General features: G+C 54.4%; 12 protein-coding genes. 10 read left to right on the top strand and 2 right to left on the bottom strand.

What is annotated here, in order from left to right:
• The first annotated feature begins 256 nt into the window (after positions 1-256).
• The 10 genes from purH (at position 257) to KW824_RS14360 (ending at position 13,889) form a co-directional block, all read left to right on the top strand.
• A complete protein-coding gene (gene purH / locus KW824_RS14405) occupies positions 257-1,849 on the top strand; it encodes a bifunctional phosphoribosylaminoimidazolecarboxamide formyltransferase/IMP cyclohydrolase (RefSeq protein WP_218410136.1) in 1,593 nt (530 codons plus the stop codon).
• A 102-nt stretch (positions 1,850-1,951) separates the two neighbouring features.
• The gene (purD, locus tag KW824_RS14400; RefSeq protein WP_218410135.1) at positions 1,952-3,241 is read left to right on the top strand and encodes a phosphoribosylamine--glycine ligase; all 1,290 of its coding nucleotides are present in this window, start codon (positions 1,952-1,954) and stop codon (positions 3,239-3,241) included.
• Positions 3,242-3,600: 359 nt separating this feature from the next.
• Positions 3,601-3,975 carry a cytochrome b562 gene (locus tag KW824_RS14395; protein WP_218410134.1) on the top strand — a complete coding sequence of 125 codons (375 nt, stop codon included), beginning with the start codon at positions 3,601-3,603 and terminating at the stop codon, positions 3,973-3,975.
• Entirely contained in the window at positions 3,956-4,510 is a 555-nt protein-coding gene (locus KW824_RS14390) for a cytochrome b/b6 domain-containing protein (RefSeq protein ID WP_218410133.1), read from the top strand. Before KW824_RS14395 ends, KW824_RS14390 begins: the two co-directional genes overlap by 20 nt.
• A 287-nt stretch (positions 4,511-4,797) precedes the next feature.
• Positions 4,798-7,374 carry an alpha amylase C-terminal domain-containing protein gene (locus KW824_RS14385; RefSeq protein ID WP_218410132.1) on the top strand — a complete coding sequence of 859 codons (2,577 nt, stop codon included), beginning with the start codon at positions 4,798-4,800 and terminating at the stop codon, positions 7,372-7,374.
• 503 nt (positions 7,375-7,877) lie between these two features.
• On the top strand, positions 7,878-9,302 hold the full coding sequence (locus KW824_RS14380; RefSeq protein ID WP_218410131.1) for a site-specific integrase: 1,425 nt from the start codon (positions 7,878-7,880) through the stop codon (positions 9,300-9,302).
• A 13-nt stretch (positions 9,303-9,315) separates the two neighbouring features.
• The gene (locus KW824_RS14375; protein ID WP_218410130.1) at positions 9,316-10,281 is read left to right on the top strand and encodes a DUF6387 family protein; all 966 of its coding nucleotides are present in this window, start codon (positions 9,316-9,318) and stop codon (positions 10,279-10,281) included.
• Between the two features lie 98 nt (positions 10,282-10,379).
• The gene (locus tag KW824_RS14370; RefSeq protein WP_218410129.1) at positions 10,380-10,607 is read left to right on the top strand and encodes a helix-turn-helix domain-containing protein; all 228 of its coding nucleotides are present in this window, start codon (positions 10,380-10,382) and stop codon (positions 10,605-10,607) included.
• A gap of 66 nt (positions 10,608-10,673) precedes the next feature.
• Positions 10,674-12,218 (top strand): helicase RepA family protein, encoded by a 1,545-nt coding sequence (locus tag KW824_RS14365; RefSeq protein ID WP_218410128.1) that lies wholly within the window; start codon positions 10,674-10,676, stop codon positions 12,216-12,218.
• 537 nt (positions 12,219-12,755) lie between these two features.
• A complete protein-coding gene (locus KW824_RS14360; protein ID WP_256351383.1) occupies positions 12,756-13,889 on the top strand; it encodes a plasmid recombination protein in 1,134 nt (377 codons plus the stop codon).
• Positions 13,890-14,415: 526 nt separating this feature from the next.
• Here the strand turns inward: KW824_RS14360 and KW824_RS14355 are convergent.
• Both KW824_RS14355 and KW824_RS14350 read right to left on the bottom strand, forming a co-directional pair.
• Positions 14,416-15,111, bottom strand: coding sequence for a retron Ec48 family effector membrane protein (locus tag KW824_RS14355; protein WP_218410127.1), 696 nt, complete (start codon positions 15,109-15,111; stop codon positions 14,416-14,418).
• 4 nt (positions 15,112-15,115) lie between these two features.
• Positions 15,116-16,285: a reverse transcriptase family protein gene (locus tag KW824_RS14350; protein ID WP_218410126.1), complete on the bottom strand. Its 1,170-nt coding sequence runs from the start codon at positions 16,283-16,285 to the stop codon at positions 15,116-15,118.
• Positions 16,286-17,060 lie beyond the last annotated feature (775 nt).

Here is a 17,060-nt window from a genome sequence, read left to right as displayed (position 1 = left end):
TCCACCAGAAAACGTTTAACACCGCACCACGCAAGGCTTTGTCTCTTTAAAAAATCCACCACAGCTCACATTTTTTGTGTAGAATACGCGCCCACAAGAGAGCGTCGCGTCAAGCGGGCATTTCCTAAAACGCTTTTGCCGGCTCGCCGGGCGAGAGTGGTTTGCGAAATCCCCCACTTCCATTTATTTGGGGACTCTCTGTGTTGAGCCTCGCCTCCCATGGAACGGTCCCCGTTATGCTGAGGACGATAGTGTGATGGAACAAGCTCGACCCATTCGCCGTGCGCTGCTGAGTGTGTCTGACAAGACTGGCATCCTGGAATTTGCCAAGGCACTCAACGAGCGTGGCGTGGCCCTGCTCTCCACCGGTGGTACCGCCAAGCTGCTGGCCGACGCGGGCCTGCCGGTGACCGAGGTCTCCGACTACACCGGCTTCCCCGAGATGATGGATGGCCGGGTCAAGACCCTGCATCCCAAGGTACACGGTGGCATCCTCGGCCGCCGCGACCGGGATGACGCCATCATGGCCCAGCACGCTATCTCCCCCATCGACATGGTCGTCGTCAACCTCTATCCCTTCGCCGCCACCGTGGCCAAGCCAGGTTGCACCCTGGAAGACGCCGTCGAGAACATCGACATCGGCGGCCCGACCATGGTTCGTTCCGCCGCCAAGAACCACAAGGACGTCACCATCGTCGTCAAGGCGGCCGATTACGGCCGGGTGATCGCCGAGATGGATGGCAACGGTAACAGCCTGACCCTGGCTACCCGCTTCGATCTGGCCATCGCGGCCTTCGAGCACACCGCCGCCTACGACGGCATGATCGCCAACTACTTCGGCACCCTGGTCCCCTCCTACGGTGACAACAAGGAGGGTGACGAGGAGTCCCGCTTCCCGCGCACCTTCAACGCCCAGTTCATCAAGAAGCAGGACATGCGCTACGGCGAGAACAGCCACCAGGCTGCCGCCTTCTACGCCGAAGAGCAGGCAGCACCCGGCTCGGTGGCAAGCGCCATCCAGCTGCAGGGCAAGGCACTCTCCTACAACAACATCGCCGACACAGACGCGGCGCTGGAGTGCGTGAAGGAGTTCGCCGAGCCGGCCTGCGTCATCGTCAAGCACGCCAACCCCTGTGGCGTCGCCATAGGTGACGACCTGCTGGGTGCCTACGATCGCGCCTACCAGACCGACCCCACCTCCGCCTTTGGCGGCATCATCGCCTTCAACCGCGAGCTGGATGGTGCCACCGCGGCGGCCATCGTCGCCCGCCAGTTCGTCGAGGTGATCATCGCCCCCAGCATCAGCCAGGCGGCCCGCGAGGCGGTGGCAGCCAAGCAGAACCTGCGTCTGCTGGAATGCGGCCAGTGGACTGCCCCGGCCCAGGGCTTTGACCTCAAGCGCGTCAACGGCGGCCTGCTGGTGCAGGAGCGGGATCACGGCATGGTCACCCTGGGGGATCTGACCGTGGTCAGCCAGCGTCAGCCGACCGAGGCCGAACTCAAGGACCTGCTGTTCTGCTGGAAGGTCGCCAAGTTCGTCAAGTCCAACGCCATCGTCTACGCCAAAGACGGCCAGACCATAGGCGTGGGTGCCGGCCAGATGAGCCGGGTCTACTCCGCCAAGATCGCTGGCATCAAGGCCGAGGATGAAGGGCTGACCGTCGCGGGCTCCGTCATGGCCTCCGACGCCTTCTTCCCGTTCCGCGACGGTATCGATGCCGCCGCTGCCGCAGGCATCTCCTGCGTCATCCAGCCAGGTGGCTCCATGCGTGACAACGAGGTGATCGAGGCCGCCAACGAGCACGGCATGTGCATGGTGTTCACCAACATGCGCCATTTCCGTCACTGATGAGTCAGGGCCGCCACTGGCGGCCCTTTTGTTGTCTCTTTTCAACTGACTATTTTCAACCGCAGCCCCAGGCGGTTATCACAAATAGAAGCGAGCGATACGATGAAAGTACTGATCATTGGCAACGGCGGCCGTGAGCACGCCCTGGCCTGGAAGGCCAAGCAATCCCCCATGGTGACCCGGGTGTTCGTCGCCCCCGGCAATGCCGGCACCGCCCACGAGGGCAGCATAGAGAACGTCGCCATCAAGGCGACCGACATCCAGGCCCTGCTGGCCTTCGCCAAGGCCCAGCAGATCGGTCTCACCATCGTCGGGCCGGAAGCGCCCCTGGTGAAAGGGGTGGTGGATGCGTTCCGTGCCGAAGGGCTCGCCATCTTCGGCCCAACCGCCGCCGCCGCCCAACTGGAGGGCTCCAAGGCCTTCGCGAAGGACTTCCTGGCGCGCCACGCCATCCCCACCGCCGAGTACCAGAACTTCACCGAGGTGGAGCCCGCTTTGGCCTACCTGCGCGAGAAGGGTGCCCCCATCGTCATCAAGGCTGACGGTCTGGCGGCAGGCAAGGGCGTCATCGTCGCCATGGAGCTCGAAGAGGCGGAAGCGGCAGTGCGCGACATGCTCTCCGGCAATGCCTTCGGTGACGCCGGTGCCCGTGTGGTGATCGAGGAGTTCCTGGACGGGGAAGAGGCGAGCTTCATCGTCATGGTGGACGGCGAGCACGTGCTGCCCATGGCCACCAGCCAGGATCACAAGCGGGTCGGCGACGGCGACACCGGCCTCAACACCGGCGGCATGGGGGCCTACTCCCCGGCGCCCGTAGTGACAGATGCGGTGCATCAAAAAGTGATGGAGCAGGTGATCATGCCGACAGTGCGCGGCATGGCGGCCGAGGGCAACGTCTACACCGGCTTCCTCTACGCCGGCCTGATGATCGATACCCAGGGCAACCCCAAGGTGATCGAGTTCAACTGCCGCTTCGGCGACCCCGAGACCCAGCCCATCATGCTGCGCATGCGCTCCGATCTGGTGGAGCTGTGCCTGGCCGCCTGTGCCGGTAAGCTGGATCAGGTCGAAGCCATCTATGATCCCCGCGTCGCCATCGGCGTGGTGCTGGCGGCGGGTGGTTACCCCGGTGACTACCAGCAGGGCAAGCCCATCAGCGGCCTGCCGGTGGAAGAGGCGAGCGGCGAGAAAGTATTCCATGCCGGCTCCCAGCTGGCAGGAGACACCATAGTCACCGCCGGTGGCCGCGTGCTGTGCGCCACCGCGCTGGGCCACACCGTCGCCGAGGCGCAGCAACGCGCCTACCAGCTGGCGGGTCGCATTCAGTGGGACGGTGTCTTCTACCGCAAGGACATCGGCTGGCGCGCCATCGAGCGCGAGCAGGCCAAGTAAAGGCCGCCTCTCCACTCCGAACACAAGGGCCTGCGGGCCCTTTTTGCTGCCCGGGCCACCGGGAACCGCCCTGCCGGCCCAAGACTTCCCCCCAAGCCCGGCTTGGTAGTGGCAGGCAGCATCCATCCCCTTCGCACCTCTCGCCGCCTCGAGCCCACGGCCCCGGGTTGCCGCCCTGTATCCGCCCCTGGCTCATCCCCTTCTGACTATATATGCACAGCACAATGCACACATTTCGTCACAATTGGTCGCACTTTCCCCATACAATTGCCCCGCTTTCATGGCATCATGCTGTATGATACCGCACTCAAATGAGTGCCATAAGAACCTGCAATCTCGTCGTCTCATAAGGAAATCCCATGTTGAAAACTGTGCGTCCCCTGCTGCTGCCCCTGATGTTTGGTCTGATGACCCTGCCCGCCATGGCTGGCGATCTGGAGCAGCCGATGAAGAAGATCGGCTTCAACTACAAGCAGGCCGTCAAGGCAGATGATGCGGCCACCATGGAGAAGCACATCAAGGAGATGAAGGCTCAGCTCGATGTGGCCAAGGAAAGAAACATGCCGACCGCCAAGAAGGAGAAGTTCCTCGAGGGCATGAACAAGGTGCAGAGCGAGCTGGATGCCAGCCTGGCGGCCCTGCAGGCCGGTGATCAGGACAAAGCCCAGGCACACCTGGCCAAGGTCAATGACCTGAAGAAGGAGTACCACCAATATGCCAAGCAGAAAGGCTGACCCCTTCCACTGGGATGGTCTGGTCCGCCTCACCCATTGGGGGGTGGCGGCAGTCTGCATCGGCAACCTCTGGCTCAACGAGGCGGGTGAAGAGTGGCATGAATGGCTGGGCTATGGCGCCATGGCCCTGATCGGGTTGCGCCTGCTGTGGGGGCTTACCCTGGCTCGAGGCCATGCCCGCCTGCGCGCCCTCATCCCGAGCCGGGACGATTTCCGCCAGCAGGCGGTGGCGCTACGCGAGCGCGCCCCTGCGGCGCCCGGCCATCACGGCAGCGGCAAGCTGGCGGTCTGGGTACTCTGGCTGCTCGTGCTGGCCACCGCCGGTAGCGGCTGGTTCCAGAACACAGAGACCGGCTTCGAGCTGGGGGCGGATGACTGGCACGAGTGGTGCACCTGGGCCCTGCAGGCCATGATAGCCCTGCACCTGTGCGCCATCATCTACACCTCCTGGCGCCAGCGCAGCAACCTGGTGACCCGCATGCTGCCCCGCCGTCGGCGCCAGGTATCGCAGCACCAGCAGGAGCCCCATTTCTGAACCAGACGGGCATCATTGTGCCCGTCTTTCCTTACCCGCTCATCCGTCTGCAGACCGCCCCTTTCCGGTGGCCACAGTTGCTTTAGCCCCTCATCGGCCACGACGCTTCCCCTCTTGCCCTCCGCTGCCATGAAAGCATTTTCATTCACAATTCTTAACTAATCTCCGCTGTTCGATTTTCAATCGCCTCGATTTCATGAATGCTACAGAGCCGAACGAGGTTGTTTGTGGTCCGTTCGAAATAAAGACAGTGACACGTCAATTACAAGATCGAAGGGAAAATCGTCATGCACAACACAGTGTTTCGAACCGCCATGCTCGCCGCGGTGCTGGGCTCTTTCAGCCACACAGCCGCCGCCGAAGGGGTCATGGTCCATCTGTTCCAATGGAAATTCAACGACATCGCCACCGAGTGCGAGACCGTGCTCGGTCCCAAGGGGTTCGGCGGTGTCCAGATCACCCCCCCCGCCGAACACAAGCAGGGCAGTCAGGTCTGGTGGACCGTCTATCAGCCCGTCAGCTTCAAGAACTTCAACAGCTTCGGCGGCAGTGAGGCGGAACTCAGGAGCATGATCGCCCGCTGCAACGCCGTCGGGGTCAAGGTCTACGCCGATGCCGTCTTCAACCAGCTGGCCTCGGGCACCGGAACCGCCACCGGCGGCGGCAGCTACAACTCGGGGCAATATCAGTATCCCCAGTTCGGCTACAACGACTTCCACCACAGCGGCGACATCACCAACTACGGCGACAGCAACAACGTCTGGAACGGCGCCCTCTACGGCATGCCGGATCTCAACACCGGCTCGCCCTACGTGCAGGATCAGATCGCCACCTACATGAAGACCCTGCTTGGCTGGGGCGTGGCGGGCTTTCGTATCGATGCGGCCAAACACATGGCCCCGAGCGAGGTGAAGGCCATCCTCGACAAGGCAGGCAGCCCCAAGGCCTACCTGGAGGTGATCGGCGCAGGCGGGGAGTCCCCCGACATCCAACCGGGCCGCTACACCTATATCGACACCGTCACCGACTTCAAATACGGCACGGATCTGGCCGCCAACTTCAACAGCCAGCTCAAGAACCTCAAGACGCTCGGCGAGAGCTGGGGTCTGCTCCCCTCCAACAAGGCCTTCGTCTTCGTGGTCAACCACGACCGCGAACGTGGCCACGGTGGCGGCGGCATGCTCACCTTCATGAGCGGCGCCCGCTACGATCTGGCCAACACCTTCATGATGGCCTGGCCCTATGGCTGGAAGCAGGTGATGTCGGGCTACCGCTTCGAAAACATGGGCACCTATGAAACCGACAAGGGGGCACCGGGCAGTACGCCCTGCACCGATGGCCAATGGAACTGCGAACAACGTCGCCCGACCATCATGAACATGGCCCTGTTCCACAACAGGACCGAAGGCCAGCCAGTCAGCAACTGGTGGGATAACGGCAACAACCAGATAGCCTTCGGTCGGGGAGACAAGGGCTTTGTCGCCATCAACAACGAGAGCGGCAGCCTGATAGCCTCGGTGCAGACCGGCCTGCCAGCGGGCGAGTACTGCAACCTCCTCGGCGGCAATGACTACTGCAGCGGCGGCTATGTCACCGTCGATGGCAGCGGCAAGGCCAGCCTGAACGTGCCCGGCATGAAGGCGGCCGCCATCATTGCCGGTTGCACCAAGGCCAGCCCCTGCGGTGGTTCTGCACTGCCGGGCAACAAGTTCAGCAGCATGAACCTGCGCGGCACCCCCAACGCCTGGGGCAACACCCCCATGACAGTCGATGCCAACCGTGTCTGGTCCACCACCCTCACCCTGACCGGCAACGGTGACACAACCGGTGCCCAACGCTTCAAGTTCGACGTCTTCGGCAACTGGGCCGAGAACTACGGCGACAACGAAGGGGATGGCATCGCCGACAAGGGCAGCAGCAAGGATATCCTGGTCAGCGGGGCGGGCACCTACCGCATCACCCTGAGCGAAGGCGACCTGCGCTATACGGTGACCCCCTTGAGCAGCAACCAGGCACCGGTCGCCGTCCTCTCCCCCAAGACTCTCAGCGTCAAGACGGGGGATAGCGTGGTGTTCGATGGCTCCGCCTCCAACGACGATGAGGGTGTGGTGAGCTACAGCTGGTCCACCGGCGGCAGCGCCCCTACTGAAACCGTCCAGTTCGATACCCCGGGCACCCATGTTGTCACCCTGACGGTCACCGATGCCGAAGGGCTGACCGCCAGTGCCAACGCCACGGTGACAGTCACCGACAGCAACGGTGCCTACAACAGCGTGCTGCCCACCCTGCACCTGCGCGGCACCCCCAATGCCTGGGGCTCCCTTGCCATGACGCTGGTTGCCGACAACCAGTGGGAGGCAATACTCACCTTCGACGGCCAGGCCAACCAGCGCTTCAAGTTCGACGTCAAGGGAGACTGGACCCAGAACTACGGTGACACCAACAAGGATGGCGTGGCCGAACAGGGGGGAGCCGACATACTGACCACAGTCAGCGGCCAGTATCGCGTGCGCTTCAATGACCAGACCCTGCAATACAGCCTGAACCCGGTCAGCATCGGCTATGCCAAGAACATCGTCAGCCTGAATATCCGTGGTACCACCAATGGCTGGGGCACCACCCCCATGACGCTGGTGGGGGATCACCTCTGGCAGGCCAACGTCAATTTCACCGGGACCGGTGATGCCAGCGGCGGCCAGCGCTTCAAGTTCGACGTCAAGGGTGACTGGACCCAGAACTACGGCGACACCAACAAGGACGGCGTGGCCGAGCTGGCCGGGACAGACATCACCACGACAGTAATCGGTGCCTATGTGGTGCGCTTCAACGACCAGACTCTGACCTACAGCCTGAGCGCCCAGTAAGCCTGAACACTAGCCCCAGGCTTTCACACTCTCGGACACTGAAACAGGCCTCCTGCCATATCGGCGGGAGGCTTTTTCGTATGGCGGGCCCCCACTTGCCGACGGGCAGGCATACTGCGTCTTCATCCCCCGAGACGCGCCTCCCCTATCGGCGCACATGGCGCCCTATGGCTAGGATCTGGACCAGCGCTGGTGAGCGCCAGAAACGACAAAGCCGCTCACGAAGAGCGGCTTTGTCTGAATGTGGTGGCCCCTGCCCGACTTGAACGGGCGACCAATCGATTATGAGCGTGTAGACATTACATTTCACCATATGCCATTACCATATATTACTTAATTTAAATCAATGACTTATATTTACATCTTGTTTTATGACGACCCCTGCTATTCCCCCCAATTCTCCCTCTGCCGTATCCTATAGGAATCCTAGCTTCGACCACTCGATTTTCAGACCCCCGGATCGCTTGGTTGGCAAAATGCGGCTGTTCAGTATTGGGAGCACGATGAAAACATTCAAATTCACCAAGGCTGCGATCGAGGCGCTTCCTCTTGCCCCTGCTGGAAAACAAGTCGATTACTATGATGCCGTGGTGCAAGGATTAAGACTCCGGGTCGGGGCCAGCGGGATCAAGTCGTTCTGTGTGGCCAAGAAGAAAGAAGGGCGCTTTATCCGAGCCACTCTGGGGCGCTATCCCTCCATGACGATCGATATGGCTAGGGCCAAGGCGCTGGAAACCTTGGGCGAGGTGACCATGACCGGCCAGAACCCCAACGTGATCCGACGCGAACAGACCAAGCTGAACATCACCTTAGGCGAAGCCGTGGATGCCTACCTAGCCAGCCGGAGGGATAAGATCAAATCCGACACAGCCAAACACTACCGCGCCGATCTCACCAACTACAGCGGTGACTGGATGGCGACTTCGCTGATCAAACTCAACCGGGAAAGGGTCGAGGTAAGGCACAAAGCCATTACCGAAGGTCTGCCAGAAGGCTGGCACGGTGCTCCCCTTGAGTCTCGCAAGGGTGGTACTGGCAAGGGGAGCAACGCTCAGGCCGACCGCTGGGCGCGCACGCTGCGGGCGGTATGGAAGTTTGCTCGTGACCACTACCGGGATGCCGAAGACAGGGTAATGCTACCCGAGCCACCGACCGAGGTACTAAGCAGCAAGCGACTCTGGCACGACGCTCCTAGGAAGAACGACCGGATCCGTAACCACGAGCTGAAACGCTGGTTGGATGCTGTAGAACGGATCAGACAGCAAGCACTCGACTGTCGGGACGATACTGCCGCAGCCGTCTGCGATGCCATCGACATCGCACTGTTTACTGGGCTACGCCGCACCGAGCTATTCGAACTGACCTGGGAGCGGGTCAACTTGGCCGGGGGCTACTTCTGGATCGATAAGACCAAGAACGGCGACCTGTTAGAGCTGCCGATCACCGATACCCTGCTCACCATTTTCCGTCGCCGCCAGTCCGAAAACCGCAAACAGAGCCGGTTTGTGTTCCCTGGCCGTAACCCCGATCGCCCCATTCAGGAGCCGCGCCGGGTCATTGCCCGGATCTGTGCGGCTACTGTGCCTAACCCGAACCCGAACAACCTGCCTCCGCTGGAGTTCACATGCCACGATGCCCGCCGCACCTTCGGCACCGTGGCCGAACTGGCGGAGGTCGGGCAATACACTATTAAGCGCCTGATGAATCACCGAACCCAACGCAGTGCTGATGTGACCCAGGGTTATATCCATTTCACGGCGGACGAGCTGCGCAAACCAGCCACCCGGATTGAGCAGGAGATTCTAAAATATGCAGGCCGCTTGGACAGTGCCAATAATGCCAACAGCAATCTGTTGACCATTTTTGCCACCTTGCCAGAAGAAGAGCAGCGGCGGTTATTGCTGAGTTTACATCCATCCAAAACTTAAATAAGTGGTTCAAATGTCTAAAATTGAATGGACACAATCTGAAGAATTTCAGGCTATGATTGATGCTAATGCCTACCTAGATATGTTTATATATTTTACCAAACTAGGTAAATATGAAAACATCACTACTCTGACCACTCTAAAATTGATTGAGCAACTGAACTTAAGAGCTATTATTCTCGACATGATTGACAAACCAAACCCAGCTCTTGATTACTATTTTGAGCAATGGGTTAAGATGTTTAGCTCTGACACAATTATCATTCATGAACCAAACGCCAATAAAGTAATGCACGATGTTGGCAGTATGTTTTCAGAAGATGAGGCCTCGCAGCGTGACTGGCTAGCGTGGAGCATTCTCCCTGATGAATGTACTGAATTTCTACCAAACAAAGTGCCTAAGAAGCTTTCATCTGGCAGTAGTATCCAACCATTATCTGTAGAATGGATAAACTACATGTCTGCTATCTCTGTCAAAAATAATTATCAAAGTTCTGACGACTTTAGCGCCCACTATATTTTTCATCCTATTACTGAAAACTTCTCCGAAAAATACAAAGAAGCGGCAGGCCAAGTGATTGCATTAAATATCAATTTAGCCGATTACACCGATGATGAAATTATGGATGACCTACGTATTTTGCTTCAATGCTGGCGTCAGGAAACTAATGTCAAATCCAAACCAGCCCCATCAAAAGCTAGTTGCAAAAACTTAAAAAAAATTATTAATAATAAATATGTTCTATTACTGGATAGCATGATTTTCAATAGAATCTACTCCAATGTAATCAGTGATGAGCAGCTCATCACACATATATACCCTCATCTGGATATTCAGCCGGACTCTTTTCGTAAAACCTACAAACGAAATGCGCGTGCCTTCGGGAGCGTGCAGTGCTATACCGCTTGGATGAAAACACTGACCAATTTGGGTATGAGTGATCAGTCAGTTCAGGAGGTGATGCAGATAAATTTCTGACTACGAAAGGAAGAAAATTTACTCGTTTTTTCTTCCTCCCATTCCTCTATCACTTCGTAGAATATCGATAGCATCCAAACCAAATAGGGGATGCCTGTATGATAACCGTAACCAATCAAGCCAAACCGAACCGTTTAACTCGCCGAGAAGCGGCAGCCTACCTTGGTCTGTCTGAAAAGACCCTCGGGGTCTGGGCCAGCAATGGCCGCTATGAACTGCCCTATTACAAAATAGGCAACCGTACCCTCTATGAACGTGCCGATCTGGATGCGTTTCTTGCCGCGCGAAAAATGTTGCATACCGGTAAACCAGTCACTGACCAATAACCATGAAAGAAGGCCCATCCACTAGGCCCTATCTCACTTCTCGCTGACCCTATCGGAGCCAAGCCTATGCATACTATCAAAGACCAAGATCTGCCTCCATTTTGCCAGACGGCCCAGCGTTGCCGCTTGTCGGATAATATCGCGGAACTAGTGAAGTTTTCCGACCTGCCAGATCAAAAAACCATCGTGATCCATACAGGGCTTGGAGCTAGCCGTGATGGCGAAAAACGTAGCATTTATCAACGCGCCCACAATCACGCCATTATGGAAAATAACGTCCTTGATTTTGAGGTTGAACCTGAAAAAACACTCTATGTATCAGCCTCCCAGCTGGATGAGGGTGGCAAGCTCTACCCGATGGCTGACAAGGACGCGACTAGAAAGATCATTATTCATGTTCAAGGTACACTGCCCTTTGAAAAGATTGAGCGTCTTGTCCAGGAGCTGATGAAACAGGCCCCCAAAGCCGAGATCTACCGTGGCCATGAAGGCCAGAACGCCGAACCATGGGAGGATTTGGTTCGCTACCTCAAAGAAAAAGCAAAGGTGGAGGCAGATAATCGCCCCAGCCGATTCACGATCATCTCGGGTTATTCCGGGTTTGATAAACACGGCTCATATCTGGTGAAAGGGTTGTTGCCCGCCGAAAGTACCTGCTCCATTTTCGGGCCCTCCGGCAGCTTCAAGTCTTTCGCTGCGGTGTCTCTCTCTTGCCATATTGCCACCGGCAAGCCGTGGGATGGCCGCCGAGTCATCCAAGGTGCGGTGCTCTACATCGTGGGAGAAGGTGGTGTCGGTGTACCGCGTCGTATCCGGGCATGGGCAGACCAGTACAACGGTGGAGCCGATGTCTCGAATCTCTACCGTATCGACATGCCGGTATTCATGGCCGATCCGACTCAGATCCTCGACCTCAAGTTTGCTGTAGACCGTGTGAGGGCCCTGACCGGAGAGCCCGTAAGGTTGATTGTTATCGATACCGTCGCCCGCTGCTTTGGTGGTGGTGACGAAAACCGGGCCGCTGACATGGGGGCATTCATTGCTGGCTGCGATACGATCAAATCGATGACCCAAGCCACTATCCTGCTCATCCACCACACCGGCAAAAATGAGGAAAATGGTGCGCGGGGTAGTTCGGCATTCAGGGCCGCCATGGATGCCGAGTTCCTTATTAAACGTGAAGCCAACGACGCTCAGGCACTCATCTTGGCCTGCACCAAGATGAAGGACAGCCAAGAACCAGCGAAGCGAGCTTATGACCTGAGAGGCCGCATTGTCTGTTGGGATGATGACGGCGATGAGATAACGAGTCTGGTGTTAGTGGATCTAGGTCGTGAACCGAAAGACCCAGAAGCTGACGGGCTGGGCCCGAACCCTAAAGCTCTGTTTCAGGTAATCAAAAAGACTGCTGGCAAGCATGGCTCGACGACCAGAGACGAGGTGCGGGAGGTATTTAAAGGCATGCTGATAAATGGCAGGAAACCTGTCATCAGTAATTTTGGCCGCGACATAAAAACCTTAGAGAAAGAGGGACTAATTTCCGAATCTGATGGCATGATCAGGCTAATCATTCTGGATAGCTCAAATGACGAAATTATGAAGAAATCATGATGAATTCCCACCTTTTCATCTACTCGTCATCAAGATTTTTGCATAGACAAGTTTTTTGATGACGAGCAAGTGAAAGCCCTCTGAAACCCGCACAACATATGACTTAGCGGGTTTTTCTTGTGTTGATGTCATGACGAGTTGATGACGAGTCATGGCAATTAGGGGTCACCGATTTTCTCTCATTTTGCTGTTACCAGCCGTTCTCTCACCCCGCAGGGCCGACGCTTATGCTGAAGAGAACGAAGGACTCGAACGCATAAGCCAAGTCGGTCACTTAGCGTATATTTTCCACCACCAAATTTCAGATTTGCAGTAGCGTGGTATGAGTTCAGGCAGGGGGAAACAGGTATGGCGGGATATCAGTTCGCACACATTGACGGGTATGCACGACAAGGCGGTATGGCGAAGACGGGTCGGGTGTTATCAGCCCAACAGATAGCAGATGAGGCTGAGCGGAAACCTGGTGCCCATCCGCATGTGAAAAAGCCTGAGCCACCGATCCAACGGTATGGGGTCACGCCATCGGAGGCGGTACAAATGGCCACCGCGTGGGCAGAGCAGGCGGTTGATCCGAAGGGGCGGAAGGTGAGGATCGATGGATTGTGTCTGGGTGCGGGTGTGGTCAGTGTCCCAGAGAACCTGCCCAATGAGCTCTGGCCGGAATACCGCAATGCCGTGATCAGGTATCTGAAAGCCCAGCACGGCGACAGACTGAAATCCGTAGTCGAGCACGTCGATGAGCCACATAGGCACATCCATTTTTACTTGGTGCCGCTGCCAGGAGAATCGTTTGGTGCCGTGCATCCTGGCGTGGCAGCAGCACGGGCATCAGCTGCACGAGGGGAGAGAAAGGGCCTGCAACGTGCCGCATTCAATCAAGCCATGCGCACTTGGCAGGACGAGATTCACTCTGTGTCTGCGGATTTTGGTCTTGCTCGGATAGGCCCGCGTCGGCGGCGACTGTCGAGGGCTGAGTGGTACGCCGAGCAACGCGCCTTGTCTGCCCACGCCACGATCATCAGGGCAGAGAAGCCGCAGAGGCCGACCATGGGACAAATCAATCAGATCATTGCCCAGCAAGAGGTGGTGCATCGTGCAGGGTTATTGGGGCGGGGCGCACCTCTCTACACCGAAGCACAGTTGCTGACCGCGTCGAAGGCTGCTGCTTTGTACGGGGCGAGGCACATGGCCGATCAACGACAGGACTTGCTGGAGTCGGTTATTCTGCGTACTGCTGACATCAAGGCTGCTGAGAGTAGAGTTGCCGAACTGACCGCCCAGGAAGCCGCCACCGCGCTTCGGCTGGCTGAGACAGCTCAGCGGATCAAGGAAGCCGAGGAAAAGGCGCAGGCTCGTGTACAGAAGTCTTTGTTAAAGGCCGAGCAGGCCGAGGCGATGGCGATACGGGCCGAAAGCTGGGCCAAACAGACCGTCACCGCCATGGAAGAGCGGATGAGGATGGTTTTGTCGCCTATCCTGGCTGCCTTCGCGGCCATTCTGCGCGATCCCAAAGCAATAGAACCCAAGGCCGAGGCGGATGCCGCGATTGCATCGCTGGCTGAGTGGCGTCCGCTGGCCATAGAGATCCAGCAAGTGCTCTATCCAGTCGCAAAGGCAGCTAAGAAATCCAACAAAGTCAATCAGGCGCTTGGGCTTGAACCTGACCTCTAACTGTAGAGATCCGCTCGCGGTTAACCCTTGAGGGGGTGTTCCCTCAAACTTTCTGAAATCCCCACCTCTACCAGTGTATCCACGCCGGATACACTGGCCTTAAGTCGCTGAACTACCATCCCACGTATAACCACATCAGAAGCCCACTACTGATTCAGCCATGAAGGCTGCGTTTATTCTAGGGACGCGAGAACGTACGTTAGAGGTAGCATGGTGGCCGGTTGCGGCCCTGCCAGCTCCCATAAGCCGCAGTACAACCTCCACCTTACCTGCGTGCTTCTTGTATGGATTTCCGTTCACTTGAAAGACCATTGCTTTATGGCTATGCCTTGCGCCAGTACTAGCTTGAGATAGGTTCTAGGTGGTGAAAACAACCCTTCATAATTATTCACAGCCTTTCATTTTGAATGGGTGTAAATAAGTCATTAAACACAAAACTGCGTCTGTCATAATTTGAACTTAAAGCGGCTAAAAATTTCAGTTTCATTTTAGAGGTTACTTATTTCCACCTTATCTAAAAGGTATTCTATGAAAAAGCAACAGTATAAGTTCTCTCAATAGTTGTTAGATTTGTTTCTTTTGAAAACCAGTCTAATGACAAATTATCAATAAGGGATAACAGGTCTTTTTCTACATCTGGCCAATCACGTTTCCCTACATCAATATTTGGCTTAACACCAATTTCATTGAGGGTGGCACATATTTTATTTATGTGGTCCTGACACACAAATTTTGTATTGGCTACACCATAGCCTTTTGAGCTTATTTTAATCCCCTCTTCAAGTTCGGATATCACCTTTAAAAAACACCCGCTAACATATTGCCCTTCAATATTATCCATATCGAAACCGCATCTAAATAGCGTGCGGTAATTAACGATCTCATTTATTTTTATTTTTTTATATTTTAGCGAATCCAAGTAAGATGTAAGTTCTTTATATAAATTTGATTTGTTCGTGATTGATGCATTCCTCACATTTAACAAATAGGTTCTTGCTGCAACAATGAATGCTAGAGCTGGGAATATTTTAAATATATTGGAGAGATTTGATAATGGTTCTTTAAACACCACAGTAAAATAATCGAAGCACTTACTATTAAAACAAAATTCAAGGGGGGTTTCATCTTCAATTAAATACATCTGAATTATCGAAAATATTATGATCGATAAAATCGAAACGCCGATTATATAACTGATTATTCTCAGGTAAGTTGTTGCCATACGGTTAGTCTTCATATGTCGGCAGAATATCTTTAAGCCTGTTATTAAGCAAGGTCGCATCGCGTCTATAAATTCTAGATAGAATGCCAACTCTAAATTTTGCTTTATAGTATCTATTTCTATACGCCAGCTTACTTGAAAGAGTCGGATAGTCTCGCTCTAGGTTTTTTACTGCTATGTTTAATCGGTAACTTTCACGTTCATCTGGCAAAGGAAGAGCATAACGCCCCAGTGCTTTTTTCAAACTGGGATAGCTATTGTGCTTTACTCTTTTAAGCTTTGTGGTTTTACCTTGTGTGCTATAAAAAAGCTTATGATAACTTTTTTCCTTCCTGTTTTTATCACTAAATAATGCTTTTTTAAGCACGCAATTGACGGATTTTTTTATTTCATCAATGTGCTTTTTGGAAAATCTTGGTTTCTCATCACCAATACAGAGGCCATGAACTTTGAAGGATTGAGCAGAAGGGGTAGATATGCTTTCCGTTTTGTCAGCATTTATTGAAAAACCCTCTTTGTCTAAGAATCTAACAATTCTATCTTCTACATATTGCCATGGTAACTTATTGTTTAATGTGCTTACTGTTATATCATCAATTAATCTTGAGTAGCGAAACCCTGCACCATGTAAATATGTGACGAGTGAGGCTTCCGTCTCGAAAAAGCAAAGATTCGCAATAAATGTACTAGTTGGAGCACCTTGTGGCACAAAGCCAGTCACAGTAGTGATCTTTGATAAAATCTCTGAAACTTCATGAGAAAAATTAAAAAACTTAAGAAATATCTTATAGACATGCTCAGTAGTAATCTGAGAGAAAAAATTGCTAATATCAACCTTGATTAGAACACTGGCGCGACAGTGCAGTTCCGCACACTTGATGTAATCTCTGGGATTTTCTTGATCGGAAATAGAACCATAAAGATAGCCAGGGAACGTCACGCCATTAAATATTCTAGAATTTACCCTGCGAAGAAGCCTCTTGATACTTTCGTCAGGCATGTGAATTACACGTTTTCCTGCACCTACAGTTTTCTTGTTTATCTCTTTGGCTTTGTAATGAGACACAGTATCAACTGACATGGCTAATAAATCAGCTAGCTCGATACCAAGAACACGGGCAAGAGTTAGTGGGTTACTTATCACACCACCATGGTATGTTGGTCTATTGTTCATAAATTCAACTTAGAAAAAGGCAAGGTGTCCTTTCGGCCAGAACGATGGTTGCGTATGAATGCTCAAACCAGGTGTATAAATTCCACCGTTCTTCACCTGCCTTATCTAACTGTGCACTGTCGGTTCGTCATGCTGGTTGCTTGGCCTTCGCAGGTTTGAGCGGACCGGCACGAGCGGCACCTCCGCCCCAGAAGACTCTTTCGAGTCGCCATTTCTGGCATGCCACCTGTGTATAAGAGCATTTTTTAGCAAGTAAGCTAACCGCCTACATCCATGATAATTACATGATTCGAGAAGGTAATCAATAAAGATATGTCCAAATGAGAATGAGTAGTTTAGGTAATTGATATTGATGTTTATTGTGAAGTAGTTGTCACGTGGGAGGCATTCATATCTGAAGCTTGCATAGCGCGTTCACCCTATCCTCCTATAACCTCTTGAGGCTAGAGAATACTGGTTACACCCTTAATGAAAAAGTGGTGGGTCTTGCTAGACAAGAGCCGTAGGCTTACCTCCATCCTGATTCCCGCGCGTGTAACCTTAACTGGCCTTACAGCACAAAGCTGCGTCACGGCTGAATTAGAGCCCTGTTATAGCCTCACAGCCCATGTAACACAGTTTTCTCGATATAGAGATAAGCAAGTATGGGGAGTTCACGTAAACGAGATGAACCGTATGGTTTCGATAGGAGCTTCATAGATAACCATCAGGAAAATTTTTGGGAGGATGACGCAAAATTTTGAGGGCAGTGCAGTCTCCCACATGGAATCCTATA

It is taken from the genome of Aeromonas sp. sif0611 (genome assembly GCF_019218845.1).
GTDB classification, from domain to species: Bacteria; Pseudomonadota; Gammaproteobacteria; order Enterobacterales; family Aeromonadaceae; genus Aeromonas; species Aeromonas media.
This window is presented reverse-complemented; position numbering and strand designations above follow the sequence as displayed.

Bases quoted from the DNA above. Each gene is read 5' to 3' on its own strand.
- KW824_RS14355 (WP_218410127.1), bottom strand. From the start codon at position 15,111: ATGGCAACAACTTACCTGAGAATAATCAGTTATATAATCGGCGTTTCG.
- KW824_RS14395 (WP_218410134.1), top strand. From the start codon at position 3,601: ATGTTGAAAACTGTGCGTCCCCTGCTGCTGCCCCTGATGTTTGGTCTG.
- KW824_RS14370 (WP_218410129.1), top strand. From the start codon at position 10,380: ATGATAACCGTAACCAATCAAGCCAAACCGAACCGTTTAACTCGCCGA.
- purH (WP_218410136.1), top strand. From the start codon at position 257: ATGGAACAAGCTCGACCCATTCGCCGTGCGCTGCTGAGTGTGTCTGAC.
- KW824_RS14350 (WP_218410126.1), bottom strand. From the start codon at position 16,285: ATGAACAATAGACCAACATACCATGGTGGTGTGATAAGTAACCCACTA.
- KW824_RS14365 (WP_218410128.1), top strand. From the start codon at position 10,674: ATGCATACTATCAAAGACCAAGATCTGCCTCCATTTTGCCAGACGGCC.
- KW824_RS14380 (WP_218410131.1), top strand. From the start codon at position 7,878: ATGAAAACATTCAAATTCACCAAGGCTGCGATCGAGGCGCTTCCTCTT.
- KW824_RS14385 (WP_218410132.1), top strand. From the start codon at position 4,798: ATGCACAACACAGTGTTTCGAACCGCCATGCTCGCCGCGGTGCTGGGC.
- KW824_RS14360 (WP_256351383.1), top strand. From the start codon at position 12,756: ATGGCCACCGCGTGGGCAGAGCAGGCGGTTGATCCGAAGGGGCGGAAG.
- KW824_RS14375 (WP_218410130.1), top strand. From the start codon at position 9,316: ATGTCTAAAATTGAATGGACACAATCTGAAGAATTTCAGGCTATGATT.
- purD (WP_218410135.1), top strand. From the start codon at position 1,952: ATGAAAGTACTGATCATTGGCAACGGCGGCCGTGAGCACGCCCTGGCC.
- KW824_RS14390 (WP_218410133.1), top strand. From the start codon at position 3,956: ATGCCAAGCAGAAAGGCTGACCCCTTCCACTGGGATGGTCTGGTCCGC.